Genomic DNA, 26,877 nt, shown 5'->3' with positions numbered 1-26,877 from the left:
CTTCCAGCTTCAAGCTTCCAGCTACTACAACAACGGACTGAGCAGATAGAAGAGGTTCTCTTGCAGCCGCTGGCGAAACGGGCGATTGCGCCATTCCTGCCAAGACACCTTGCGGGTTTCTGACAGATAATCGTCTGCCAATTGCAACAGCTCGCCCATGGCTTGGCCATCATCGACCAGTACCGTCATTTCAAAATTCAGCCATAGGCTGCGCTTATCTAAGTTCACCGTGCCCACCAAGCCAAACTGGTGATCCACTAACACACACTTGGTGTGTAATAAGCCGGCGCCATATAAATGGATTTCGACATCGGAGCGCAGCAGCTCCTCAAAAAACGCATTACAGGCGTAATTCACCATGCGGGAGTCGTTTTTCGCCGGCAAGATGAGTTGCACTTCTACGCCGCGATCTGAAGCCGAGCACAACGCCGCCACTAAGGCATCGTCGGGTACAAAGTAGGGGGTAATCAACACCAAGCGGCGGCGCGCCTGATACACGGCGGTAAGCAAACTTTGATGAATAGCATCGCCGCCCATAAAGGGACCAGATGGCAGCAACTGCAATTTAAGCTGGCTGTTTAGGCAGCTGATGGGGTGATATTCGAGTTGCTCCAGCAGACGCTCTCCGGTTTCCATTTCCCAGTCCCAAACAAACAGCGACCAAAAAATCGGCACTATGGGACCGCGAATGCGCAGCATAATATCGACCCACTCCCCCACGCCGGCACCTTGTTTAAAACAGCTCGGATCCACTAGGTTCATGGAGCCTGTGTAGGCCACATCATCGTCGATCACCACTAGCTTGCGGTGCATGCGCAAGTCTTGGCGTTCAAACAACAGCCTAAAAGCACCCACCGGCAAGACTTCCACTACCTTAACGCCGGCTTGGCGCAGCCTATTAGGCCAAGGGCTGCGAAAGAAATTGGCACTGCCTACCGAGTCCAGCAATAAGCGACAATCCACGCCACGCTCGGCGGCGGCCATTAATTCCTGTGCGATATCGTCTGCCCGCCCGCCTGGGTGCCAGATATAAAATTCTAAATAACAAGAGCTCTGAGCGGTGCGAATGTCGTCTTGCAGCGCCCCCAGTATGCGCGCCGGCTCTTCCAGTAAGTGCATGGCATTACCGCTGAGCATCGGCATGTTGAGTCGCGCCTTCACCAGCTCATAAATGGGCAGCGCCGGCTCGCTCACCACAAACGATTGCCCGGGAAAACGGCTGACCAACACATTTATCCAATCGGCGTAGGGCCTATACATGGCTTTGGCCCGCGCGGCGCGTTTGCGCCCCAGCCGTACTTCGCCAAATAAGAGGTAAGTGGCCACGCCCAAAATAGGAATCGCATAAATTAGCGCCAGCCAAGCCAAAGACACTCCCACGGGGCGGCGCTTCATCACCACCCTAAAGGTCACCCCCAGCACTAAGCTGGTATGAGCCAGAAACAACAACCAACCAAAAGCGGTATAAATATAATCAGTCAAAAATGGCTTGCTCCTGTAAAGTGACGCGAGGCAGACTAGCGGTTGCTAATAAGGTTAAGGTACAAAAAATTGAGGAAGGGATACAGACAGATGAAAATTATAATGTTTTTACTGGCGCTTACCACCAGTAGCTGGGCTTGTGCACAAGCGCTAACCCTGAACGAGCAGCAATTAAATGAAGGTCTGCATGCCCAATTAGGGAAAGATTTTCCCTTAAAAATGGGCTCTTGGTTGTCGGCTAACGTAAAGATGCAGGACGTAAAAGTAGAATTAGGCCGACAGACGCCAGATAAGGCGCGGGTACTGGGTCAGGCCTTGATCTCGATGAATCAAGGCCAAGCCCGCTATCACTGGGATATCAACGCCGATTTTAATGCGCGCCCTCGCTACGATAACAAGCAAGGGGCGCTGTTTTTAGATGAATTTGAACTGCTTAATTACAAATTGAATGAGGGTAATAGCTCGCCTCAAGCGCAGTTTATGCTGCCGATGCTATTGCAGGCTCTCAGCGCTTATTTAGCCCAATATCCGGTGTATACGTTAGATGATAAGGATCCATTACAGCGACAATTGAAAAGTCAGCCCTTGAGTCTTGAGATAACACCCGGCCAAGTTTCCTTGTTTAACGTCGAATAATGGCGCAAGGGCGCGCTTCACTTCTGAGTGCGCTTGCATCACATCAACACAAATAAAAAGCCCGCAACCTTAGTTGCGGGCTTTTTGTTACTCATTGCTATTTAGCTAGCTTATGTGCTGTTTAGCCAATGTGCTTGCGGGCATTGCGGAACATACGCATCCAAGCGCCGTCCTCGGCCCACTCATCGGGGTGCCAAGAGTTAGCTACGGTGCGGAACACCCGCTCCGGATGCGGCATCATGATGGTCACACGGCCATCGATGTTGCTTAAGCCGGTAATACCGTTCGCCGAACCGTTAGGGTTAAACGGATACTGCTGTGTGCTTTGGCCATGGTTGTCCACAAAACGCAGCGCCACTGTGCCGCTGGCTTCGATGGCGTTTACGTCCGCATTCAGGGTTTGAATGCGACCTTCACCGTGGGATACCGCAATCGGCATGCGTGAGCCCGCCATGCCGGATAAGAACAGGCTGGGGGATTCTTGTACTTCCACCAAGCTAAAGCGTGCTTCAAAGCGCTCAGACTGGTTGCGTACAAAATCCGGCCAGTGCGCAGCACCCGGTATCAGGTCGCGTAGGCGTGACAACATCTGACAACCGTTACACACACCCAGCGCAATGCTGTCTTGGCGGGCGAAGAAGGCGGCAAACTGGGCGCGCAAGGCTTCGTTAAACAGCACAGACTTGGCCCAACCACCGCCGGCACCCAACACATCACCGTAAGAGAAGCCACCACAAGCCACTAGGCCGGCAAACTCATCTAAGCGGTAGCGACCACTTTGTAAGTCGCTCATGTGTACGTCTACGGCGGCAAAACCGGCGCGGTCAAAGGCTGCTGCCATTTCCACGTGGGAGTTCACCCCTTGCTCACGCAAAATCGCCATCCGCGGCTGTACGCCTTTGGCGATAAAGGGCGCGGCTATGTCCTTTTTAGGATCAAAGCTCAAACTTACCGACAAGCCTGGGTTATTCGCGTCCAACTGGGCGGCAAATTCGGCTTTGGCAGACTCTGGGTTATCACGCAGGGTTTGCATCTGATAGCTGGTTTCTGACCAGAAGCGGCGCAGCTCAATCCGTGACTCGCTATACAGCTCTTTACCTGCGAAGGCGAAGCGCACTTGGTGATCGTCGTTGGGCTTGCCAATCACATGGCTGCAAGCCGCCAAACCGTGGCCGGCTAAGCAGGTCAGCACGGCTTCTCTGTCTGCTTGACGCACTTGCAGTACCGCACCTAACTCTTCGTTAAACAAAGTAGCTAAGTGATCGGCGCCTAAAGAGTCCAGCTCGATATCGAGGCCGGTATTGCCGGCAAAGGCCATTTCGGCCAAGGTGGCAAACAAGCCGCCGTCGCCACGGTCGTGATAGGCCAGCAACTTTTTATCGACCACCAAGGTTTGGATGGCGTAGAAGAAGTTTTTCAGCTGGGCTGGATTATCCAAGTCCGCCGGCGTGTCACCAAGCTGGCGATACACCTGCGCCAAGGCTGAAGCACCGAGGCGATTTTTGCCGTTGCCTAAGTCGATTAAGATAAGGTTGGTGTCACCCAAATCGGTGCGCAGCCAAGGAGTAATGGTGTTGCGCACGTCACTGACCCGAGCGAAGGCGGTGATCACCAAGGACAAGGGTGAGGTGACCGTCTTATCGATGCCCGCTTCCGTCCAGCTGGTTTTCATCGACATGGAGTCTTTACCGACCGGTATGGTCAGCTCTAACTCAGGGCACAGCTCTTCACCGACCGCTTTGACTGCTTCATAAAGACCGGCGTCTTCACCCGGGTGACCGGCGGCAGACATCCAGTTGGCAGACAGTTTAATGTTTTTCAGCTCGCCAATTTGGGTGGCGGCAATATTGGTAATGGCTTCTGCCACCGCTAGGCGCGCCGAAGCGGCGTAGTCGAGCAGCGCCACGGGAGCGCGCTCACCCAGCGACATGGCTTCACCGGCGTAGGTGTCGTAACTGGCAGCCGTCACGGCGCAGTCGGCCACCGGCACCTGCCAAGGGCCAACCATTTGGTCGCGTGCTACCAGACCGGTCACGGTACGGTCGCCAATGGTGATTAAGAAGCTCTTATCGGCCACGGTTGGCAGCGTCAACACGCGCTCGGCGGCGTCTTGGATGCTGATATTACTTAATTCGAGTGCTGGGCTGTGATGGCGTGCGGTCGTCGCATCACGCTGCATCTTAGGCGCCTTGCCTAATAACACATCCAGCGGCATATCGATGGGCTGATTATCGAAGTGCTCGTCGTGCAAGCTTAAGTGGCGCTCATGGGTGGCTTCACCTACCACCGCAAAAGGTGCGCGCTCACGGCGACAAATGGCTTCAAACTCCGCCAAGCGCTCCGGAGCCACCGACATCACGTAACGCTCTTGGGATTCGTTACACCAGATTTGCAGCGGGCTCATGCCCGGCTCATCGTTGGGCACATCGCGCAGCTCAAAACGGCCGCCGCGATTAGCGTCGTTCACCAGCTCTGGCATGGCATTGGACAAGCCGCCCGCGCCCACGTCATGAATAAACTGAATCGGGTTGTTATCACCCATGGCCCAGCAGCGGTCGATCACTTCCTGACAGCGGCGTTCCATCTCTGGGTTTTCACGCTGCACCGAGGCAAAATCCAGATTTTCACACGACTCGCCAGATGCCATGCTCGAGGCCGCACCGCCGCCCAAGCCAATGTTCATGGCCGGGCCGCCTAATACGATCAGCTTGGCACCGACTGTGATGTCGCCTTTTTGCACGTGCTCGGCGCGAATGTTGCCTAAGCCACCGGCTAACATAATCGGCTTATGATAGCCGCGCACTTCTTCGCCGTTAAAGCTGGAGACTTTTTCTTCGAAGGTACGGAAGTAACCTAATAAGGCCGGACGACCAAATTCGTTATTAAAGGCGGCACCACCCAGCGGGCCTTCAATCATGATGTCCAAGGCGCTAACGATACGCTCTGGCTTACCAAAATCGTGTTCCCACGGGCGCGCGTAGTTAGGGATTTTCAGGTTAGAAACACTAAATCCGACTAAGCCGGCTTTCGGCTTAGAGCCGCGACCGGTGGCACCTTCATCACGAATTTCACCGCCAGAGCCGGTGGCGGCACCTGAGAAAGGCGCAATCGCCGTGGGGTGGTTATGAGTTTCGACCTTCATCAAGATATGAATATCTTCTTGATGGTAATCGTATTCGCCAGACTCAGCTTTGGCGAAGAAACGGCCGGCTTTGGAGCCTTCCATCACGGCGGCGTTATCTTTATAAGCAGATAGCACTTGATCTGGCACCAACTCATGGGTGTTTTTGATCATCTTAAACAGCGACTTAGGCTGTTCGACGCCGTCTATGGTCCAGTCGGCGTTAAAAATTTTATGACGACAGTGCTCTGAGTTTGCTTGGGCAAACATGTACAGCTCTATGTCGTTGGGGTTACGGCCTAGACCGCTAAACCCCGCAAACAAATAGTCGATTTCATCTTCGGCCAAGGCCAAGCCTAAACGCAGATTAGCTTCTACTAAGGCGTTGCGACCTTGGGCCAAAATGTCCACCGAGCTCATCGGTGCTGGCTCTGCTTGAGCAAACAAGCAAGCCGCGTCTTCGAGTGCCTCGAAGGTGGCTTCTGTCATGCGGTCAAACAACAAGCCTTTAATGGCGGCTAGCTCGCGGGCGTTAGGCGCACGAGTAAAGCTTAAGTAGTAACAAATACCGCGCTCTATGCGCGCCACTTGGTGCAGGCCGCAGTTATGCGCAATGTCGGTAGCCTTAGTCGACCAAGGAGAAAGCGTACCAGGGCGTGGGGTAACCAAAACCAGCAGGCTGCCGGCTGCAGGCACTATGCCTTGGGCTGGGCTGTCGAGTAAGTCGATTAAGGTGTTGCGAGTGTCCGCCTCGAGGTTGGCGTTTAGGGCAACAAAGTGTACATATTCGGTTTCAATCTCAGCCAGCGGTAGGGCCAGTTGCTGAGCTTGGCGAACCAAGGCTTGGGTTCTAAAACCGGACAAAGCGGGTAAGCCGCGCAGTATTTCCATAGTGGCAATTCTCAAAGCTGAGTGAATGGGGGGATGAGAAGTCGCGGTATTATAGGTTTCCCCCCCTGCTCTGTCGACGCTCATTTATAAGGCAACGCATTACACCCCCGTAGACTGCAAAAAACGCTCTCTTGTTCGCTGCCCTTACTCGCACTCTTGCCTGCACTCTTGCCTGCACTCTTACCTACACTCTTACCTGCATTTTATACCCCTATTTTATCCAGATACTGCTGTTTCTAACGCCCAAGGTGGGCGCTCTGAGCCTGACGTGCGCCGCTACATCTGTTATAAAATGCACTTAAAGCAAGATGAGGAACGGCTTTTGCGCCACATATTATTATCTACCCTGCTCTTTATCAGCCTGCTACTAACGGCAGGCTGTGATGACTCCAGTACCAAGGGCCACCAAATTGCTGACATTCAGGCCCGCGGGCAATTACGGGTGGGCACCTTGTATCATCCGCTATATTACTTCTTGCGCGATGGCCAGCAAGAAGGCTTAGATTATGAGCTGGCGAGTCAGTTTGCCGCGTCACTGGGCGTTGAGCTGTCCATGGTGCCCGCATATAACTTAGGTGAGTTATTTGCGCTGTTAGACTCAAATCAAGTGGATATGTTGGCCGCCGGCCTCACCAATACTCCCCAGCGCCGTGAGCACTATCGCTTTAGCCCCAGTTATTATCATATTTCGCACACCCTTGTGTATCGCAAGGGTGAGCGTAAGCCACGAAATATGAGCCAAGTTGAGGGCACTATTTCGGTGCTAGCCGGCTCCAGCCAAGCGGACTTATTGTTTCAATTGCATAATTCGCAATTGCATAATTCGCAATTGCATCAGTCTCAATTAAAACAACAGCCACTACCCAAACTAAGATGGGAAACACAGTTTGATACCGACGAAGCGGATTTATTGCGCCAAGTAGCCGAGGACAAAGCCGACTACACCTTAGTGTCGGATATCTTGCTGGCCAGAACCCAGCGCTATTATCCAAATATTGAGGCCGCCTTTACCTTAGGTGAGCGTCAGCCCGTGGCGTGGGTGTGGGGCAAGCGAGAGGACGACAGTGCTCAGGCTGCCATGTTGGACTTTTTTGCTGAGCAAGCACAGAGTGGCACCTTAGCGCGCTTACATGAAAAATATTTTGGCCATATACAGCAGTTTAATTACGTGGATACCCGCACCTTCTTAAGCCGTATCGAAACCTTATTGCCCCGCTATCAGCCACTATTTGAACGCCATGCGGGTAAGTTGGATTGGCGACTATTGGCAGCGATGAGCTATCAAGAATCCCACTGGGATCCTAATGCCGAGTCTTATACCGGCGTACGGGGTATGATGATGCTCACCAAAGATACGGCTAAGCTGACCGGCGTGACTAACCGGCTAAATGCAGAGCAAAGTATTCGCGGTGGCGCTCAATACTTAAGCTCATTAATGAGCCGCTTGCCGGACTCGATCCCGGATGCCGAGCGTATTTGGTTTGCGTTAGCCGCTTACAATATCGGCTTAGGTCATGTGTTGGATGTGCGGCGTCTCACCCAGCAATTAGGTCAAGATCCTGATGCTTGGGCACAAGTAAAAGCCAATTTGCCTCTGTTGCACCAACCTAAGTGGTACAACCAAACCCGTTATGGTTATGCGCGAGGCCGTGAAACTAAGCAATTTGTAAATAATATTCGCCAGTATTATCAAAGCCTGTTGTGGCAAGATAACGCGCGAACCGATCTTGGCCAAAAAGCACAAACAGAGCCGGCCAGCCATCCGTCCCTGCCGAGGTCTTAATCATGAGTCATAACCAAGATCTGCAATAAAATGGCGTAATAAAGAGTCGTAATGAAAATGTCACTTTACCTTAGGTAACTGCTGAGATTTACTACACATACCTAGTGCTGACCTTGAGTCAACGCTACCGTCACATAAGGACCTAGGATGCAAAAGCGAAAAAACCGTGTGTTAAAACAGCGTAAAACCGTCGGGTCTTCACGACGCAATATTTTACTGCAAAAAGTACGACGCAAAATACTGCGCCGTAATAACACCTACTTTTTGAGTAGCCAAGATCACATTGATCATTCAACACCTGTCGCTCAGGTTTAAGTACTGAGGTAAGTACCCGTGCACTTAGCGCTTTATTCAATATTCAGCATTGAAAATTGAACATTGCCCTTCAATACTCGGCGTTATATCCCACCATTAACGGATTCTTTGATTAACGAACAGTGATGACGCCACACTTGGCACTGTGGCTAACTTTATGCGAGATGCTGCCCATCGCCATTCCCTCTAGGTTGCCCAAGCCTCGACACCCCAGCACTATCACATCAACCCCCAGAACCTCTGCTTCTCGAATAATAGCGCGCGCCGGCTCCCCCCGAACGACATGCGCCTGCACTTTCGTAACTCCGAAGGCATTCGCCTCCTGTACCGCCCGCGTTACTATCTTATTGCCCGTGGCTTCAAGATCCTCAGGGCTATCGCCTAATGAAACCGCCCCTATGCCCCATATCATAACGGCAGGGTGCTGTAGCACCTCAGGTGCATGAACTATGTGCAGCTCGGCGTTATCTTGCCGAGCCAAATGACAGGCCAAAGTCAGGGCTTTTTCACTTTGTTTAGAACCATCAATCGCAACCAGTAATGACTTATACATGCGTGCCTCCACATCCATACCAATTATCCAGTTATCCAGTTATTCAATCTTAGACGATGAAAAGCATATAGCGCCGAGCGGGTAAGGGGCAGAAGAAGACCAATTGAATTTGGCGTTTTTACAAAAAAAAACACCAGCTAAGCTGGTGTTTTTATATTAGGAACTTTTTTCTTAAGACACGTCTTACTTTTTCTTCTTGTTGAACTTCATCAGACGCTTACGTTTGCGCATCTGATTCGGCGTCAACTTGTTCTTGATGCCTGCATACGGGTTTTCACCTTCGTTAAATTCAACCCGAATTGGCGTGCCCATAATTTGTAAGGAACGACGGAAATAGTTGATCAAGAAACGTTTATAAGACTCAGGTAAGGCTTTCACCTGATTACCATGCACGATAATGCGCGGTGGGTTATAACCACCGGCGTGAGCATATTTCAACTTCACGCGGCGACCACTCACCAAAGGCGGCTGGTGATCATCTTGGGCCATCATCATGATGCGGGTCAGCATGGAGGTATTGACGCGCTTGGTGGCCGAGGTGTACGCCTCTTTCACAGAATCAAACAAGTTACCTACGCCGCTACCGTGCAAGGCCGAAATAAAGTGCAGGCGCGCAAAGTCGATGAAACCTAAGCGACGATCCAGCTCGCGCTTAACTTCTTCGCGCACGTCATTTTCTAGCCCGTCCCACTTATTGACCGCTAATACGATACTGCGGCCCGCATTCAGCACAAAGCCCAACAAATTTAAGTCTTGTTCGGAAATACCTTCGCGCGCATCCAAAATAAGCAGCACTACGTTGGCATCTTCGATGGCTTTCAGGGTTTTGATCACCGAAAATTTTTCGACGGTTTCATTGACGCGACCACGGCGACGCACACCCGCGGTATCGATTAAGATATAATCTTGCTCGTCCCGCTGCATCGGAATATAAACCGAATCACGAGTGGTACCGGGTTGGTCATACACCACCACCCGCTCTTCGCCTAAAATGCGGTTGGTCAGCGTGGATTTACCCACGTTAGGGCGACCGACGATGGCAAGTTTAATTGGTAAGTCGGCAAACTGCTGGGCTTCTTCTTCGTTGGCTTCATCCATTACCGCCAGCAAGTCTTGAATTTGATCTTCATCGAGATCCGAGAAATCAAATTCCTCGTCAGCGTCTTCTCCAGACTCAGCTTCTAGCTCCGCTTGTGCCTCGGCGGCCGCCGCCAATTGCTCATGCTCAGCAGCCAGCTCTGCAAGCTGAGGCGCTAAGGCAATTTCAATCAGGCTGAGCACGCCACGGCCTTGGCTGGCCGCAATAGGGTACACTTCACCCAAACCCAGTTGATAAAACTCACTGACCGCAGAATCGGGATCTATGCCGTCGGTTTTATTCACCACAAGAAGCGTGCGCTTCTGGCAACGACGCAAATGCGCAGCCAGCGCTTCATCGGCGGAGCTTAAGCCCGCGCGACCGTCCACCATAAATAGCACTACATCTGCTTCATCGATAGCGGCCAATGATTGCGCAGCCATTTTTAGCTCTATGCCTTCTTCTGATCCATCGATACCGCCGGTATCAACCACAATAAATTCCAACTCACCAATCTTGGCTTGGCCATATTGGCGATCTCGGGTTAAACCGGGAAAGTTGGCGACAAGCGCATCTCGGGTGCGGGTTAAGCGGTTAAATAAGGTGGATTTGCCCACGTTAGGGCGGCCCACTAGAGCCACTACTGGCATCATAAAATCTGTCTCCAAAAAACAATAACGGCTCCTGATCCTGGGATCAGAAGCCGGTGGTGTCACTTAACTTACGCTCATTTAACTCAGGAGCACTTAATCTTGGTTTATTTAACTCAAGGTTAAGGTTGGGCTATGGCCAACAAATCGCCGCTGCGGCTTTGCACATAAAGCGTATTACCGGCGACAATAGGCGCGACATATAGCCCTTTGCTATCCACACGCTGTAAGGATTTTAGGTCGCCAGTTTGGCTATCAAACCAGTACAAATACCCTTCGGCATCACCGGCCACCAGATAATCACCAAACACCACAGATGCGGTTAGCTGGCGGTTTTCCAGCTCGGTGTTCGACCATACTTCCATGCCGCTACGGGCATCGACCGCAAACAAATGACTGCGGCTATCGCTGATATAAAGTAGGCGTCCATCGGTGCTGAGATCCTGAGAGCCCTGATACTGGCGCTTCCACAATTCTTGTCCCGAAATCAACTGATGAGCAGTTAGCTGGCCATTATATGCGATTGTGAACAGAATATCGCCCAAAATCACAGGTTTGGCCGCCACGTCTACCATACGCTCTAATTCGGTAGCACCACGTGGATTGGCAATGCGGGTATCGCGTACCGGCTGACCGTTGGCCAACAGCGCTATGCCTAAACGACCATCGGCGCGACCGTATAGTACGGCGCCACCGGCGGTGACAGGTGTGGATTGGCTGCGCAGCGTTAGGCTAGGCTGCTCATTGCGCAACTGCCATTGTTGAGCCCCCGTCGTTGAGTCCAGCGCTATCAGATTTCCGGCACTGGTGTGTACCACCACTTTGCCTTCATCCACGGCCGGTGCGGCTAATACTTCACCGGCAACATTTTGAGTCCACAGTAGCTCACCGTCAGCCTGAGCAACTGCATACACAATGCCGTTTTCTGAGCCAAAGTAGAGGTTGCCATAGGCGGCGGTTAAGCCACCGGCGATGCGCGGGCTACGATGTTGGTCGTTGATGGCGAGCTTATCTAAACGCTGCTGCCATTGGCGCTTGCCGGTTTCCTTATCAAATGCGGCCAAAATGCCATCCCGAGAGACGGCGAATAAACGGTCGCCTTCTACTACTGGGCTCAGCTGTGAATAATATTCACCTACGCCTTTGCCAATAGAGCCAGACCACAACGTTTTAGCCTTTAAGGTATTACCCACTTCGGGCAATGAGCTCATCGGAGATAAATTAGGCTCACTGGAGCAGCCAATCAGGCTCAAGCCGAACAGCACCGGCAACAGCAAAGTTAAGGGTTTGCGTGTCTTCATACTTTATCGCTCTCACTGGTGGCAACGGCTGGACTTGCTTCGCTAGGAGTGGACTCTGCAGCAGGTTCCGTTGGAGCGACGTCTGTGGCCGCGTCCGCCGAGCTTGTAACTACAGGGCTTGCAACCACATCTGCATTAGCCGTGGCTAAGTTATCCAACTTTAACTTCAGGGCCGGATTATTATTTAAGCCGCCTGCCTCTGCAGCGGCTTGATAAGCCAGATACGCCTCATCGGTATTGCCCTTGGCTGCGTACAAGTCACCCTGAATTTCGCTGCGCAGGGCGCTAAAGGCCTCTTGCTTAACGCCATTAAGCTGGGCTTGCGCCTCATCGGCTTTATCTTGTGCCAGCAAAACCCGTGCTAAGCGCAAGCGTATCGTCTCGCTGATGGCCGCGTCTTTGCTGCCCGCTAACGCCAATTCCAGCTGCTGCTGCGCTAACGGTAACTGATTGGCCTTGGCCGCTTCGCCGGCCAATAAGAGTGCGGCCATCTCACCGTAGTTATTGCCTTGATTTTGTTCAGCAAAGGCCGCCACTTCAGTAAAGGCATCGGGCCCTTGAGCCGCGAGTTTGGTGCTAATATTGGCAAAGTTATCTGCACCCGCAGCGCGGGTTTCTACTTGATTATCTTGATAATAACGCCAGCCAAATAAACCGCCTAAGCCCACTACTGCACCCAAAATAATGGACTTACCGTATTCTGCCCACCAACGCTTGAGGGTTTCTAGTTGCTGTTCTTCCGTGCTGTTAAAATCCACTTAGATCACCTTTTTCAGCTGTGCAATAAGTTCATCCAGCGCCAAGGTTTGTTGCTCGCCTTGACCGCGTAAATATTTAATCGTGACTTCACCGCGGGCCACTTCATCTTCGCCCAAGATCAAAGCGATACCGGCGCCGCTTTTATCGGCACGCTTTAATTGCTTCTTAACGTTACCGCCGCCGCAATGGCTAAGCACCTTAAGCGTGGGCAGTTGATCACGTAATTGTTCAGCCAGCGTAAAACCGGCCGCTTGAGTGCTCTCGCCCATAATAGCGATATAAATATCGGCTAAGGCAGGCTCGCTCGTATCTGGGTTAAGGGTTTCGAGCAACAGCACTAAACGCTCCATACCCATGGCAAAGCCTACCGCGGGCGTGGCTTGACCACCTAACTGCTCCACTAAGCCGTCGTAACGGCCGCCGCCACACACTGTACCTTGGGCGCCTAAGCTCTCGGTTACCCACTCAAACACGGTCAGATTGTAATAATCCAAACCACGGACTAGGCGAGGGTTAAGCTCAAACTCGATGCCGGCGGCGGTTAATAAGGCGGTTAATCCAGCAAAATGGGCCTGCGTTTCTTCACCAAAGTAATCGCTTAGCACAGGTGCGTCGTGCAGCAAGGCTTGCACCTCTGGGTTTTTACTGTCCAACACCCGCAGCGGATTGGTGTGTAAACGGCGCTGGCTGTCTTCATCGAGCTGGTCAAAAAACTGCTCTAAATAGGTAACCAAGGCTTGGCGATATTCGGCCCGCTCAGCTGGCTGACCTAAACTGTTGAGCTGCAAGACTAAATGCTCACTCACGCCTAACTGCTTCCACAGGCGCGCGGTGAGCATGATCAATTCTGCGTCTATGTCTGGTCCTTGTAGACCAAACACTTCGACGCCAAATTGATGAAACTGACGATAACGGCCTTTTTGCGGGCGCTCATAGCGAAACATGGGGCCCATGTACCACATGCGTCGCTCTTGGTTATACAACAAACCATGTTCGATACCGGCGCGTACACAACCTGCCGTACCTTCTGGGCGCAGTGTCATGCTTTCGCCGTTACGGTCATCGAAGGTATACATTTCTTTTTCGACCACATCGGTCACTTCACCTATGGCGCGACGAAACAGCCCCGTGCTTTCCATGATCGGCATGCGTACTTCGGCGTAGCCGTAGCTGCTCATCAATTGGCGTAAGGCGGCTTCTGCCGCTTGCCAAGTCGGCGTTTGCTCCGGCCGACAGTCGTTCATGCCACGAATGGCTTGGATTTTTTTTGCCACAACTTTTGTCACAACTGTATCTCTATTTATTAAAGCCCGGCCTATTAAAGCTGATCTATTAAGTCCGGCCTTAGAGGCGAATGAATCCAGCGAGTCGCATCAGGAGAAACGTCTGTTCGCATTATTACTGACGATTGACTACTTACGATTAATGATGGCAATCCGTCCGTTAGGATCCATCATGGCGGCTTTGGCACGAATACGAGCTTCGAGCGTATCCACAAGATTGTTATTGTCCAAACGCCCTACCCGCTCGCCACTTTCATAAAGGGCGCTTTTACGCTGAGCACCGGCTAACCCTAAGTCGGAAATTAACGCCTCACCTGGGCCATTGACCACGCAACCAATAATGGACACGTCCATCGGCAACACGAGATCTTCGAGTCGGCGTTCGAGTTCGTTCACCGTGCTTATCACATCAAACTCTTGGCGCGAGCAAGACGGACAGGCGATAAAGTTGATGCCACGGGAGCGAATACGCAGGGATTTAAGAATATCAAAGCCCACTTTGATTTCTTCTACCGGATCCGCCGCCAGTGAAATGCGCAAGGTATCGCCTATGCCCTCGCTTAAGAGCATACCAAGACCAATCGCCGACTTAACGGCACCGGCGCGAAAGCCACCGGCTTCGGTAATGCCTAAATGCAGCGGCTGCTCAATTTGGCGTGCCAGTTCACGGTAGGCACCCACGGCTAAGAACACATCCGAGGCTTTAACGCTGACCTTGAATTGGTCGAAGTTGAGTCTGTCTAAGATGTCGACGTGGCGCATGGCTGATTCGACCAAGGCGGCGGAGTTGGGCTCGCCGTATTTTTCTTGAATGTCTTTTTCTAACGAGCCGCCATTGACGCCGATGCGGATCGGAATGCCTTTATCCCGCGCGCAATCCACTACCGCTCGAATACGGTCTTCACGACCAATATTACCCGGGTTAATACGCAGGCAATCGGCGCCATATTCGGCCACTTGCAGCGCGATACGGTAATCAAAATGGATGTCGGCGATAAGCGGCATACTGGTGCCGGCGCGGATCAACTTGAAGGCTTCGGCGGCTTCCATGGTGGGAACTGAGATACGCACTATATCGGCGCCGACTTTTTCTACGGCACGAATTTGCGCCAGTGTCGCCTCAACATCCGTGGTGAGGGTGTTGGTCATGGTCTGCACTGTAATGGGGGCATCTCCCCCAACCAATACTGAGCCGACACGGATTTGCTTGGACAGGCGACGTTTGATAGGAGTTTCAGGTAAGGACATGATTTACTCTTAGATCAAGATTGCGGTACTGTCAGTCGAGCGGCCCGACCGGCACTAAACGAAGATAAGTCGACCGCTTTGCCTAGATACTCAAGGCGCACCGCTGTCGGCACACCCAAGATCAGCTTAAAGGGCGGTTCACCTTCAAGAGCTAAAGACTGCTGAGCTTTTTTAATGCCTTCACTCAGCACCTTACCTTTGCTGTCGGTAATTTTAATCCAGCAGTCATTGGTAAAGTTCAAGCTCAGCAAGCGAGCATTGTCAGCGTTAGGGCTGGCAACGGGCTCGCTGGCGTTCTCGGTAGAGGCGGCATTGGTTGCAGCCGTATCAGTGACTGCAACGCTGGCTGTCGCACCGTCTACAGCAACAGTGCCATTAAGGCTACTATCAGATTCGGCAGCGGTGGCTTGTTCGCTGACCGACACATCAGTAAGGGTAGCTGAGGCCAACGGCGGCTCACTTGCATCTGTATCATTTAACGAAGGTAGTACTAATGCAGGTGGCATTAGCCCCGTATCAGAAGAACCCGTGTCTGAGGATTGAGTGTCTGGCGAGCTGTTATCGGCAGCATTTTTTTCTGCCGAACTAAGGCTAGTTTCAAACTGCTGCGAGTCTTGCTGACGGGTACCGCCATCATGCCACCACCAATAGAAGAGTGAGCCAAGCAAACCTAAAAACACCAGCCAGCTGATGCGTTTGAGCCATTTATCACTGGCTTGTTGGCGCGTTTTTTTGGAAAAACTTTGCATGGGCTTTACAGCGTTAAACTGTTCATGACTCATGCTATCAAACGCGGCTAACGCCTGAGCTTCAGGCACGCCCACTACCTTGGCATAGGCTTTAACGTAACCACGCAAAAACGTCAGCGCCACGCCCGCCTTATAATTATCGGTATCAATCGATTCGATCACCGCCACGCGCAGATTTAATCTGCGCGCCACCTCTGTTTGAGTCCAACCTTTAGCTTCACGCGCTTGGCGCAATAACGCACCCGGGCCAGTACTTACTTTGAGTTCAGCCTGAGGCTGAGAGTCTGTTTCATTAATAGTCATTAGATAACAATCGCCTAGCCTGTTCTGAGTCTGGAAATAACCGCACTCCAGCAAACACCTATTGGCTTAAACCACAGCTGTTTACAAAGTACACTGCTCACCATAAACCGTGACTGGGGTCTTGCTACTCCTCGCGCCTAGCTTGGCATCGGAACAATTGACTCCAGCACAACCTTATTCGTTACATTACTATTGTTAATTCACAGTGTGAATTCACACTGTTAGCTCACACGCCTAGATGGTGCGGGCGACAGCACTGTTAATAGCGACCTTAACACACAATAACTTTATTAACGGTCAGCTTAACTAACAATCAGCTTACCATAGTCGGCTCAACAGCGTGCCCCCCCCATAAACCTGACAGCGATGCGTAGAAATCGTTCCGCATCCGCAAAAATGAACAAGGAATAGCTCGTTTTTACGGCATTTTCACTGCAGACGAGCGAGCTATGTGTCCTTAAACCATTGTGACGGATATAGTTTCTTGCTGCATCTGTTTTTTCTGGGTGCGCTTAGTGCGATCGATAACGTCACCCACTAACTGACCGCAAGCCGCATCTATATCATCGCCACGAGTTTTACGAATGGTCACCGTATTACCGTATTGCATCAATACTTTATTAAAGCGGTCGATACGACTATTGCTCGGTTTCTCGTACTCGTTATCTGGGAACGGATTAAAGGGGATCAAGTTAATTTTACAAGGTAAGTCTTTTAATAATTCGGCTAACTCATGGGCGTGTTGCATATCATCATTCACATGATCCAAGAGCACATATTCTATGGTCACTTTGCCCTGATTAGCCGTAGATTTACTGATGTAATTACGGATGCTGGCAATCAACATAGCAATGTTGTACTTGTCGTTGATAGGCATGATTTGTGAGCGCAGTTTATCGTTGGGCGCATGCAAAGACACGGCCAGCGCCACGTCTATCATGTCCGCCATCTTATCCAGTGCCGGCACTACACCTGAGGTCGACAAGGTCACGCGGCGCTTAGACAGGCCAAAACCATAGTCTTCCAACATTAAGCTCATGGCCGGCACCACATTATTGAGATTAAGCAGTGGCTCGCCCATGCCCATCATCACCACATTGGTAATGGGTTTGCGCCCGGTATCGCGAATAAAACCCACACGACTGGCGGCGCGCCACACTTGGCCGATAATTTCCGACACCTTAAGGTTACGGTTGAAACCTTGTTGGGCGGTAGAGCAAAACTTGCAGTCCAGCGCACAGCCCACTTGGGACGACACACACAAGGTGGCTCGGTCGCCATCTGGGATATACACGGTTTCAACTTCTTGATCGCCGACCATCATGGCCCACTTAATGGTGCCATCTTCGGAGATTTTTTCGACGCTGATTTCAGGCGCACGAATTTCGGCTTTTTCTTGTAACTTAGCGCGCAACACCTTGTTGATATTGGTCATCTGCTCAAAATCGTCACAACCGAAGTGATAGATCCATTTCATCACTTGATCGGCTCGAAACGGCTTTTCGCCTAGTTCATCGAAGAACGCACGTATGCCATCACGATCCAGATCCAGCAGGTTTATTTTAGTTTCACTCATTCGGTTGCCTCTTGCTTTTTGAACAGAGCGTCAGGGCGCAAAATTGTACAGAAATTAACGCCATCTTGCCAGCAGTACCCGCACAGCTTCTACTTACATTGCAGCTCTTAATTACCCTGTATAATGCACAAAAAAGCCGCCCGAGGGCGGCTCAATATAAGGTGGCGACTTAGGTTGCTAACTAATGTTCATTCTTAGGTTTTCGGTTATCGTCGCAATCAGCCGCTACGCAGATTTCGTTGCCTTCCACATCAAACAACTTACCTTCGGTGAAATAATCCCCTTCTGATAAGTTCTTGAGGGCTTCTGGACGAATGGTGCGCTCGGTTCCAGCGGCAAACACCGACTGCTGATCCGAATTGCCTAAGGTCATGTGGTTAAACAATAAGTTCAACAAGATAGCCATGATAGCAGTCGAGCTAATACCAGAGTGAAAAATGGTAGCAAACCAGCTGGGAAAATCGTGATAAAAACTGGGGGCTGCTATGGGCAACATACCAAAGCCAATGGAGGTGGCCACGATAATAAGGTTCATGTTGTTGTGGTAGTTCACCTTAGCGAGGGTACGAATACCACTGGCCGCAACCGTACCAAACAACACAATACCGGCACCGCCTAACACAGCGGTGGGCACTGTCGCCACCACACGGCCCATAATCGGCAACAGGCCTAAGGTGACTAAGATCAGGCCGGCAAACGACACCACAAACCGGCTCTTAACACCGGTCACCGCCACTAGACCAACGTTTTGGGCAAAGGCGCTTTGGGTAAATGAGCCAAATAAGGGTGCCACTGCACTGGAGATCATATCCGCACGCAAACCATCACCTAAGCGGCGGGCGTCCACTTTGGTATCGATAATGTCCCCCACCGCCAGAATATCCGCGGAGGTTTCTACCAAGATCACCAGCACCACGATAAACATCGAAATAATAGCGGCAATCTCAAAAGTAGGGGTACCAAAATATAAGGGTGCTGGAAAGGCAAAAATAGGCCCTTCCATGACTTTAGCAAAGCTCACCAGCCCCAATCCCCAGGCCGCAGCCGTGCCTAATACCATGGCCAGCAAGATGGACAAGCGGCTGATGGCGGCGTTACCTAATTTACTTAATAACAACACCAAACCCAACGTTAGCGCCGCCAGCCCGATATTGGTCATGCTACCAAAATCGGGTGCCTTGCTGTTGCCGCCCATGGCCCAGCGCGCCGCTACCGGCATCAGCGTTAAACCAATGATAGTGATCACCGAGCCCGTCACTAAGGGTGGAAAAAATTTGATGATATTAGAGAAAATGGGCGTGATCACAAAGCCGATAATAGAGGCGGCAATCACAGCTCCAAACACCGAGGGTAGCCCGCCACCCGAGGTCACTATGGCCACCACAGTAGCCACACTGGCAAAGGATACGCCTTGTACTAGCGGTAGCTGACAACCAAAGAAAGGGATACCTATGGTTTGTAACAAGGTAGCCAAACCGCCAATAAACAATGAGGCAGCAATCAGCATGCCAATTTCTGCTGAGTTTAAGCCGGCAGCTTGGCCCACAATTAAAGGCACGGCTATGATGCCGCCATACATAGTGAGTACGTGTTGAAAGCCGTAGGCTACGTTTGCTACTACCCCAAGATTTTCATCCTCGGGTCGTGCGGGAGTGTGAAGAGGTGATTTAGTCGTCATTTAATTTGCTTCCTGCATATTAAGTCTTAGATAGGTCCTATTACCACGACCAAATGATGATTTAAGCGAAATGAAATGTAAACAAAATTAATGATGATAAGTTATTTCTTAACAAAAAAGTCACAAAAACACAGGTAAGTGACTCATGCCAAATGGCGGACATAAAAAAAGGAGCCTAGGCTCCTTTTTTTATTCAGCAACTTGACTTAGCAAGCGGTGAATTAACGTGTGCGTGGGCACAGCTCAGCATCGCTGAAGAAATACGCGATTTCACGGGCAGCAGAAGCAGGCGCATCTGAACCGTGAACGGCGTTTTCGTCGATGCTGTCAGCGTAGTCGGCGCGAAGAGTACCGGCCAAAGCATCAGCTGGGTTAGTGGCACCCATGATTTCACGGTGACGCAGTACGGCGTTTTCGCCTTCTAATACGCTGACCATTACAGGACCTGAGATCATGAAGTCGACCAGTGCTTTAAAGAAAGGACGCTCGCTGTGCTCAGCGTAGAAACCTTCTGCTTTAGCGTTGTCCAAGTGAACCATTTTAGCAGCAACGATCTTCAGACCCGCGGCTTCAAAACGCTGATAGATAGCGCCAACTAAGTTTTTTGCTACTGCATCAGGCTTAATGATAGAGAAAGTACGTTCGATAGCCATCTTGATTCCTTAAATAGGTTAACCCAAAGGTTTTGGTATGAAAACGGCGCAATTATACGTAAAAACCACTTCCGTTAACACTGCTTGCCGATAATTTAATTACTGCGCCCAAAGTAACCGAGCACCGACCTTAAAAACAAAAAAGCCACAGTCAAACACTGTGGCTTTAGAGTGAGGGAAGAGTATGAGAAAGAGAGGCGTGCAGCTTCGCCTGAGCCTCCCTCTTCATACCTCACTCACAAATCAATCAAACTCATCCATCCAGATCATGATCACCGCCTCTAAGATACCCTCGTTGGAGCGCTTAGGGTCATCATCAAAGCCGTCCAGCTCACAGATCCACTGATGTAGATCGGTAAAGCGCACGGTTTTAGGATCCGTATCCGGATGGGCTTCTAAAAGATCGAGTGCTATTTCTCGACTGTCTGTCCATTTAAGACTCATAAAAGACTCCTATTGGCTCTCAGAAACCATGTTAACTGTGTATTTAGGGATCTCCACCACCAAGTCTTCATCGGCCAAGCGCGTTTGACAGCCCAATCGCGACTCAGGCTCTAGGCCCCAAGCTTTGTCTAACATGTCATCTTCTAGCTCACTGCTTTCATTCAGTGAGTCAAAGCCTTCACGCACTATGATATGGCAGGTGGTACAAGCACAGACCTTTTCACAGGCATGCTCGATATCAATGCCATTGCGCAGCGCCGCATCCAATACCGTCTCACCGGGCAGGCTTTCAACTTCAGCACCCTCTGGGCACAGCTCCGCATGAGGCAAAAATACAATCTTAGCCATATTACACCTTATCTACTCGTTGTCCGGCCAGAGCTCGACGAATGGATGCATCCATTCGACGGGCGGCAAAGTCAGCCGTTTGTTGGTCTGTTTGTTCGATAGCCTGCTTGATGGCCGCGAGATCGTCACTATGGGCGGTTTGCTGCAAGCTGGCGACACTGGCCACGATTAAGGCAAGTTCAGACTCGCTCAGTAAGGCGGCATCATTAGCCAACGCACTGTTGATATTCTCAATTACCCGCGCCGCTTCAACTTTTTGCTCGGCCAGCATACGCGCGGCTATGTCATCTTTAGCATGCTCAAACGAAGCGGTTAGCATCTGAGTGATTTCGGCCTCGGCTAAACCATAAGAAGGTTTCACTTCAATGGCCGCCTGTGCCCCTGAGGATTTCTCCATGGCACTCACCGATAACAAACCATCTGCGTCTACCTGAAAGGTCACTAAAATATGTGCCGCACCCGCCGCCATCGGCGGAATCCCCGTCAAATTAAAGCGCGCCAAAGAGCGGCAATCCGCCACTAGCTCGCGCTCGCCTTGCAGCACATGAATGGCCATGGCAGTTTGGCCACCTTTAAAGGTGGTAAATTCTTGGGCGCGCGCCACAGGGATAGTGGTGTTGCGGGGGATCACTTTTTCCACCAAGCCGCCCATGGTCTCCAAACCTAAAGACAGCGGGATCACATCCAGCAACAACATATCGCTGTCCGGCTTGTTGCCGATCAGCACATCTGCCTGAATGGCTGCACCTATGGCGACGACTTTATCAGGATCCAGACTGGTTAAAGGCTCGGTGGCAAAAAACTCGCCTACGCGCGTACGCACTAAGGGCACGCGGGTTGAACCGCCGACCATCACTACTTCTTGAACCTCGGCGGCCGTTACGCCCGCATCTTTCAATGCGCGGCGACAAGACTGCAAGGTTTTATTTACCCAAGGTAAAATCAGCGCTTCAAACTCACCGCGGCTTACGCTGCCCTGCCAACCTTGCCAGCTGATTTCAACCGCGTCTTGGTCGGTGAGGCGTTGTTTAGCCGCACAGGCCACATCCAACAGATTACGCTGTTGGCTGGGGCTAAGCTCGGTGAGGCAGGCTTGCTGTTGGATCCAATCCGCCAGCATATGGTCAAAGTCATCGCCGCCCAATGCCGAGTCGCCACCGGTCGCCAATACTTCAAATACACCGCGGTGCAGGCGTAAAATAGAAATATCAAAGGTGCCGCCGCCCAAGTCAAACACGGCGATCACGCCCTCCTGACCGGAGTCTAAGCCGTAGGCAAGGGCTGCGGCGGTCGGCTCGTTAAGCAAACGCAATACCTGCAAGCCCGCTAATTGCGCCGCATCTTTGGTGCCTTGGCGCTGGGCATCATCAAAGTAAGCGGGCACGGTAATCACGGCACCTTGCACCGGATTGCCAAGGCTTGCCTCGGCACGCGCGGCCAATACTTTAAGAATTTCGGCCGACACCTGCACCGGATTCACCGGCCCTTGCGGGGTGTCTAGGCTGATAAGGCCTTTATCACTTTCATTAAACACATAGGGCAAACGCTGGCGCGGAATATCGGCCAAGGCTTTGCCCAGTAAGCGTTTAACGGAGGAAATCGTATATTGAGGGTCTTGATCGGCTTCATGCTTGGCGTCAAAACCCACACGCAGCGCTTGAGTGCCGTAATGCACCACTGAGGGCAGCAAATCACGACCTTGGTCGTCGTTCAGCGTTTCGGGCACTCCGCTGCGCACCACGGCCACTAACGAATTTGTGGTACCCAGATCGATACCTACTGCCCACTTGTGTTCATGCGGAGCCGCGCTTTGGCCCGGCTCAGAAATTTGTAGTAATGCCATTAGGGTTAGAAGTCCTGCTGTGCATCTTCCAAACGTTCGAGTTCGGCATGCAGCTTAGTCATGAATTTAAGTTTACGTACCGTATCGGCGGCGGCTTGCCAGTCGGCAGCCGACAATTGCTGCGCAAGCTCGGCATAATAATCGCTGCTGGCCTGCTGCAACTCTTGCTCAAAAGACTGCATGGCAGAAAATATGTCATCCGCTTCAGGCAATTCTTCGAGCTGCTCACGCCATTCCATCTGCTGCATTAAAAACAGCGAGTCTTTTAACGTTTGCTGCTCGGCATTGAGTGCAACGCCCTGCAAGGACAACAAGTACTCGGCACGATTTAGCGGTTGTTTGAGCTTGGTATAGGCATCGTTAATAAAGGCGGCAGTTTGTACCGCCTGCAGACGCTCACGCTCGGGATGGGCGGCAAATTTATCGGGGTGAAACTGCATTTGCAACCCCCGATACGTCTCGGATAACAGCTGGCTGTCTAGCTCAAACTGAGGGTTCAAGCCAAACAGTTCAAAGTAATTCATGCCTTGCCCTATTTTATCTAGGGTCATACTACTCGGTGCCGTCATGCCAGATCCTATTATGCCAAGTGCTTAAACGTTAAAGCTTTCGCCGCAACCACATTCGCCATCGGTATTGGGGTTGTTGAATTTAAAGCCTTCGTTCAACCCTTCTTTGGCGAAGTCGAGTTCGGTACCGTCCAGATACACCAAGCTTTTGCTATCGACGATCACCTTAACCTCGCCATGCTCAAACACTTGATCGCCTTCAGCCAGTTCATCGACAAATTCCAGCACATAGGCCAGACCCGAGCAGCCCGAGGTTTTCACCCCTAAGCGCAAGCCTAAGCCTTTGCCTCTATTGGTCAAGAAAGTCTGCACGCGCTGTGCTGCGGCATCGGTAATGGTGATCGCCATGGTGTCTCCGTTTACGCTAAGTTTTTCTTCTTCTTATAATCTTCGATAGCGGCCTTAATCGCATCCTCTGCCAAAATTGAGCAGTGAATTTTTACTGGCGGCAAAGCCAACTCTTCGGCGATATCGGTATTTTTAATGCTACCTGCTTCTTCTAAGCTCTTACCTTTCACCCATTCGGTGATCAAAGAGCTTGAGGCAATTGCCGAGCCGCAACCGTAGGTTTTGAACTTGGCGTCTTCGATAATACCCGCATCGTTGATCTTAAGCTGCAGCTTCATCACGTCGCCACAGGCCGGTGCACCCACCATACCAGTGGCTATGGTCGGGTCATTTTTGTCAAAACCGCCGACATTACGGGGGTTTTCATAGTGATCTATTACTTTTTCGCTGTAAGCCATGATTCAATCCTCACTCAATGCTTAATGGTTTAGACACCAATTGTTTAGGTTTAACACATTAGTGGTGTGCCCATTCAACCTGATCTAAATCTATTCCGTCTTTAAACATTTCCCACAACGGAGACATGTCACGCAGGCGACCAATGGCTTCGTTCACCAAGGTAATGGCGTAGTCAATCTGTGCTTCGGTAGTAAAGCGGCCAATGCTAAAACGAATCGAGCTGTGAGCTAATTCATCATTTAACCCTAAAGCGCGCAGTACATAAGAAGGCTCTAGACTGGCTGAGGTACAAGCTGAGCCTGACGACACGGCTAAGTCTTTCAAAGCCATGATCAAGGACTCACCTTCCACATAGGCGAAGCTGATATTCAAAATGCCCGGCACTCTGCGCTCAAGATCACCGTTTACATATACTTCTTCGATGTCTTTAAGGCCGTTATACAAACGCTGGCGTAAGGCTAAGATACGCTCGCCTTCACTGTGCATTTCTTCTTTAGCGATACGCATCGCTTCGCCCATACCCACGATTTGGTGAGTAGGCAAGGTGCCAGAGCGCATACCGCGTTCATGGCCGCCACCGTGCATTTGTGCTTCTAAGCGCACCCGTGGTTTACGAGATACATACAGCGCGCCTATGCCTTTAGGACCATAGGATTTGTGACCAGATATCGACAACAAGTCGATATTCATGTCTTTTACGTCGACGTCAATTTTGGCAACACTTTGTGCCGCATCAACGTGGAACATTATCTTGCGGCTCCGGCACAAGGCACCGATAGCCTTCACGTCTTGAATAACGCCGGTTTCGTTATTTACGTGCATGATGCTCACCAAAATGGTGTCGTCACGCATGGCGTTTTCAATTTGTGCTAGCGTAAACAGACCACTGGATTGAGGCTCTAAATAGGTCACCTCATAGCCTTCACGCTCTAATTGACGGCAAGGATCCAGAACTGCCTTGTGCTCGGTTTTAGAGGTAATAATGTGCTTACCTTTTTTACCGTAGAAGTTGGCAATGCCTTTAATGGCCAAGTTATCAGACTCGGTTGCACCAGAGGTAAAGACGATCTCGCGCGGGTCGGCATTGATCAAGTCGGCAATTTGGTTACGCGCGATATCTACACGCTCTTCTGCTTGCCAACCGAAACGGTGGGAGCGAGAAGCTGGGTTACCAAAAATGCCATCTGGGGTGAGGCATTGCATCATCTGTTCGGCAACGCGTGGATCTACCGGGCAGGTAGCCGCATAGTCGAGGTAAATGGGCAGTTTCATTTTATTCTCCATTACGACGCTGCTTGGTTGGCAGTCTTGTCATCGACATTTAATACTAAAAAATTAGGCTCAATTGCTGTTTGCTTAGTCCAGAGTCAACAGACTTAAGCTGCTATCTTGTTGCTCAGGCACACGCCGTCTCGATTGCTGGTTTACCAGCTCGGCTAGGCTAATGCCGTCTAAAAAATCACTGATACGGTCGCTTAGCGCGCACCATAAGGTGTGAGTAAGGCATTGACTGCCGTTATGACAATCGCCCTTACCTTGGCATTTAGTGGCATCTACCGACTCATCGACTGCGGTAATAATGGCGCCCACAGAAATGGCCGCTTGCGACTGGCCCAGCAAATAACCGCCGCCAGGGCCGCGCACGCTGCTCACTAAGCCGTGCTTACGCAAGCGTGCGAATAATTGCTCAAGGTACGACAGAGAAATACCCTGACGCTCAGAGATATGGGCCAGTGATACGGGGCCCGCATCACAGTGCAAGGCTACATCCAACATGGCTGTTACTGCATAACGCCCTTTTGATGTTAGTCTCATCTAATTTCACCCTAGCTACACATGCGGCCAGATTGCCATACCCGAGTAATTCAGTCAAGTATTAGCCCGACTAAAACACTCAACTATTGTCACCGGACGAGCGACCATTTTTCTGTATGGAAGTGAGAATGCCGCGCAAGATATTCAGCTCCTGCTCTTCGGGTCGCGCTCGGTTAAAAAAGCGGCGCAATTTGGTCATCACCTGCCCCGGATGAGGTTTAATGATGAAGCCGGTTTCAAGCAGGGTCTGCTCTAAATGCTGGTAGAAACGCTCCAGATCCGCCGATAAGGGATAGCCGGTTTCAGGCTCGGCATTGGCTTGTTCTGCCGCCAACCACGCCATGCGTACTTCATAGCTTAAGGTTTGCACGGCCATGGCTAAGTTCAAGGAGCTGTAATCTGGATTGGCAGGAATAGCCACGTGAAACTGACACAGATGCAGTTCATCGTTACTTAACCCCGTGCGTTCACGGCCAAATACCAAGGCAACCTTATGCTGTGGCGCTTCGCGCAGTACTTTTTCGCCGGCTTCACGGGCATCTAACATAGGCCAAGATAAAGTGCGTGAACGGGCGCTAGCGCCAATGACCAGGCCGCAATCGGCAACGGCTTCTGCCAGCGTGTCCACGATGCGGGCATTTTCCAGTACGTCATGAGCGCCCGCCGACAGCGCGATAGCTTGATCGTCGATAGTGCCGACGGGATCAACCAGCCATAACTCGGTAAGGCCCATGGTTTTCATGGCGCGGGCGGCAGAGCCGATATTTCCAGTGTGTGAGGTGTTAACCAACACGATGCGTATTTGCTCAAGCATAGCTAGCAAGGTTCCAAGGGTGCTTAAGGAAAAAGAGTCTAGCACAGTCGTAGTGCCTACAACAGACAACGTCTAGGCCAAGCAGCAAGGCCAACATTTGTATGGTGCGCTAGCCCTTTGGGCAATGTTGAATTTTAAATGTTGAATTTTAAATTAAGCTCTTGGAATGGCCCGACTAAAGTAGACACCAGTTTAAGCAGCATTAAGTTGCTGCGCATATGCGTTGGGGGTTAATCCT

General features: G+C 51.2%; 24 protein-coding genes. 3 read left to right on the top strand and 21 right to left on the bottom strand.

Features of this window, described 5'->3' with window-relative positions:
- Nucleotides 1-24: 24 nt before the first annotated feature.
- Entirely contained in the window at nucleotides 25-1,482 is a 1,458-nt protein-coding gene (cls, locus tag ACEN2G_RS05690; RefSeq protein ID WP_442020509.1) for a cardiolipin synthase, read from the bottom strand.
- A gap of 90 nt (nucleotides 1,483-1,572) precedes the next feature.
- Here cls and ACEN2G_RS05685 point away from each other — a divergent pair, with 90 nt between their 5' ends.
- Nucleotides 1,573-2,118 (top strand): DUF1439 domain-containing protein, encoded by a 546-nt coding sequence (locus ACEN2G_RS05685; RefSeq protein ID WP_442020508.1) that lies wholly within the window; start codon nucleotides 1,573-1,575, stop codon nucleotides 2,116-2,118.
- Between the two features lie 121 nt (nucleotides 2,119-2,239).
- Here the strand turns inward: ACEN2G_RS05685 and purL are convergent, their stop codons facing one another.
- On the bottom strand, nucleotides 2,240-6,130 hold the full coding sequence (purL, locus tag ACEN2G_RS05680; RefSeq protein WP_442020507.1) for a phosphoribosylformylglycinamidine synthase: 3,891 nt from the start codon (nucleotides 6,128-6,130) through the stop codon (nucleotides 2,240-2,242).
- Nucleotides 6,131-6,452: 322 nt separating this feature from the next.
- On the opposite strand from purL, the gene mltF reads away from it, so the two are divergent.
- Together mltF and ACEN2G_RS05670 are read left to right on the top strand one after the other, a co-directional pair.
- The gene (mltF, locus tag ACEN2G_RS05675) at nucleotides 6,453-7,913 is read left to right on the top strand and encodes a membrane-bound lytic murein transglycosylase MltF (protein ID WP_442020506.1); all 1,461 of its coding nucleotides are present in this window, start codon (nucleotides 6,453-6,455) and stop codon (nucleotides 7,911-7,913) included.
- 147 nt (nucleotides 7,914-8,060) lie between these two features.
- Nucleotides 8,061-8,228: a hypothetical protein gene (locus tag ACEN2G_RS05670; RefSeq protein ID WP_442020505.1), complete on the top strand. Its 168-nt coding sequence runs from the start codon at nucleotides 8,061-8,063 to the stop codon at nucleotides 8,226-8,228.
- Nucleotides 8,229-8,340: 112 nt separating this feature from the next.
- On the opposite strand, the gene ACEN2G_RS05665 is transcribed toward ACEN2G_RS05670, so the two are convergent.
- The 19 genes from ACEN2G_RS05665 to trmJ all read right to left on the bottom strand — a co-directional run bounded on the left by ACEN2G_RS05665 (nucleotide 8,341) and on the right by trmJ (nucleotide 26,639).
- Nucleotides 8,341-8,781 carry a universal stress protein gene (locus tag ACEN2G_RS05665; RefSeq protein WP_442020504.1) on the bottom strand — a complete coding sequence of 147 codons (441 nt, stop codon included), beginning with the start codon at nucleotides 8,779-8,781 and terminating at the stop codon, nucleotides 8,341-8,343.
- A gap of 183 nt (nucleotides 8,782-8,964) precedes the next feature.
- Nucleotides 8,965-10,512 carry a ribosome biogenesis GTPase Der gene (gene der / locus ACEN2G_RS05660; RefSeq protein ID WP_442020503.1) on the bottom strand — a complete coding sequence of 516 codons (1,548 nt, stop codon included), beginning with the start codon at nucleotides 10,510-10,512 and terminating at the stop codon, nucleotides 8,965-8,967.
- A gap of 119 nt (nucleotides 10,513-10,631) precedes the next feature.
- Nucleotides 10,632-11,810 carry an outer membrane protein assembly factor BamB gene (bamB, locus tag ACEN2G_RS05655; RefSeq protein ID WP_442020502.1) on the bottom strand — a complete coding sequence of 393 codons (1,179 nt, stop codon included), beginning with the start codon at nucleotides 11,808-11,810 and terminating at the stop codon, nucleotides 10,632-10,634.
- Entirely contained in the window at nucleotides 11,807-12,568 is a 762-nt protein-coding gene (locus tag ACEN2G_RS05650; protein ID WP_442020501.1) for a YfgM family protein, read from the bottom strand. The genes bamB and ACEN2G_RS05650 overlap by 4 nt, the downstream gene beginning before the upstream one ends.
- Nucleotides 12,569-13,843, bottom strand: coding sequence for a histidine--tRNA ligase (hisS, locus tag ACEN2G_RS05645; RefSeq protein WP_442020595.1), 1,275 nt, complete (start codon nucleotides 13,841-13,843; stop codon nucleotides 12,569-12,571). It abuts the gene before it with no gap.
- 138 nt (nucleotides 13,844-13,981) lie between these two features.
- Nucleotides 13,982-15,100: a flavodoxin-dependent (E)-4-hydroxy-3-methylbut-2-enyl-diphosphate synthase gene (gene ispG, locus ACEN2G_RS05640; RefSeq protein WP_442020500.1), complete on the bottom strand. Its 1,119-nt coding sequence runs from the start codon at nucleotides 15,098-15,100 to the stop codon at nucleotides 13,982-13,984.
- Nucleotides 15,101-15,114: 14 nt separating this feature from the next.
- Nucleotides 15,115-16,152 (bottom strand): cytoskeleton protein RodZ, encoded by a 1,038-nt coding sequence (gene rodZ / locus ACEN2G_RS05635; protein ID WP_442020499.1) that lies wholly within the window; start codon nucleotides 16,150-16,152, stop codon nucleotides 15,115-15,117.
- A gap of 457 nt (nucleotides 16,153-16,609) precedes the next feature.
- Complete coding sequence (locus ACEN2G_RS05630) at nucleotides 16,610-17,728, bottom strand: bifunctional tRNA (adenosine(37)-C2)-methyltransferase TrmG/ribosomal RNA large subunit methyltransferase RlmN (protein WP_442020498.1); 1,119 nt, start codon at nucleotides 17,726-17,728, stop codon at nucleotides 16,610-16,612.
- Between the two features lie 181 nt (nucleotides 17,729-17,909).
- Nucleotides 17,910-19,406, bottom strand: a complete 1,497-nt coding sequence (locus ACEN2G_RS05625; RefSeq protein ID WP_442020497.1) for a nucleobase:cation symporter-2 family protein — start codon at nucleotides 19,404-19,406, stop codon at nucleotides 17,910-17,912.
- Nucleotides 19,407-19,627: 221 nt separating this feature from the next.
- Nucleotides 19,628-20,059 (bottom strand): nucleoside-diphosphate kinase, encoded by a 432-nt coding sequence (gene ndk / locus ACEN2G_RS05620; protein ID WP_442020496.1) that lies wholly within the window; start codon nucleotides 20,057-20,059, stop codon nucleotides 19,628-19,630.
- Between the two features lie 243 nt (nucleotides 20,060-20,302).
- Nucleotides 20,303-20,503, bottom strand: coding sequence for a Fe-S cluster assembly protein IscX (gene iscX / locus ACEN2G_RS05615; RefSeq protein ID WP_442020495.1), 201 nt, complete (start codon nucleotides 20,501-20,503; stop codon nucleotides 20,303-20,305).
- 9 nt (nucleotides 20,504-20,512) lie between these two features.
- The gene (gene fdx / locus ACEN2G_RS05610) at nucleotides 20,513-20,851 is read right to left on the bottom strand and encodes an ISC system 2Fe-2S type ferredoxin (RefSeq protein WP_442020494.1); all 339 of its coding nucleotides are present in this window, start codon (nucleotides 20,849-20,851) and stop codon (nucleotides 20,513-20,515) included.
- A 1-nt stretch (nucleotide 20,852) separates the two neighbouring features.
- Nucleotides 20,853-22,694 carry a Fe-S protein assembly chaperone HscA gene (hscA, locus tag ACEN2G_RS05605; protein ID WP_442020493.1) on the bottom strand — a complete coding sequence of 614 codons (1,842 nt, stop codon included), beginning with the start codon at nucleotides 22,692-22,694 and terminating at the stop codon, nucleotides 20,853-20,855.
- A gap of 5 nt (nucleotides 22,695-22,699) precedes the next feature.
- On the bottom strand, nucleotides 22,700-23,218 hold the full coding sequence (hscB, locus tag ACEN2G_RS05600) for a co-chaperone HscB (RefSeq protein ID WP_442020594.1): 519 nt from the start codon (nucleotides 23,216-23,218) through the stop codon (nucleotides 22,700-22,702).
- Between the two features lie 69 nt (nucleotides 23,219-23,287).
- On the bottom strand, nucleotides 23,288-23,611 hold the full coding sequence (gene iscA, locus ACEN2G_RS05595) for an iron-sulfur cluster assembly protein IscA (RefSeq protein WP_442020492.1): 324 nt from the start codon (nucleotides 23,609-23,611) through the stop codon (nucleotides 23,288-23,290).
- Between the two features lie 11 nt (nucleotides 23,612-23,622).
- A complete protein-coding gene (gene iscU / locus ACEN2G_RS05590; protein ID WP_442020491.1) occupies nucleotides 23,623-24,009 on the bottom strand; it encodes a Fe-S cluster assembly scaffold IscU in 387 nt (128 codons plus the stop codon).
- A gap of 58 nt (nucleotides 24,010-24,067) precedes the next feature.
- Nucleotides 24,068-25,282, bottom strand: a complete 1,215-nt coding sequence (locus ACEN2G_RS05585) for an IscS subfamily cysteine desulfurase (RefSeq protein WP_442020490.1) — start codon at nucleotides 25,280-25,282, stop codon at nucleotides 24,068-24,070.
- Between the two features lie 84 nt (nucleotides 25,283-25,366).
- The gene (gene iscR, locus ACEN2G_RS05580) at nucleotides 25,367-25,825 is read right to left on the bottom strand and encodes a Fe-S cluster assembly transcriptional regulator IscR (RefSeq protein WP_442020489.1); all 459 of its coding nucleotides are present in this window, start codon (nucleotides 25,823-25,825) and stop codon (nucleotides 25,367-25,369) included.
- Nucleotides 25,826-25,904: 79 nt separating this feature from the next.
- A complete protein-coding gene (gene trmJ, locus ACEN2G_RS05575; protein WP_442020488.1) occupies nucleotides 25,905-26,639 on the bottom strand; it encodes a tRNA (cytosine(32)/uridine(32)-2'-O)-methyltransferase TrmJ in 735 nt (244 codons plus the stop codon).
- Between the last annotated feature and the right edge of the window lie 238 nt (nucleotides 26,640-26,877).

Source organism: Oceanisphaera sp. W20_SRM_FM3 (assembly GCF_052119705.1).
Lineage (GTDB): Bacteria > Pseudomonadota > Gammaproteobacteria > Enterobacterales > Aeromonadaceae > Oceanimonas.
The sequence above is the reverse complement of the archived record's forward strand: the minus strand, read 5'-3'. Positions and strand labels throughout refer to the sequence as shown.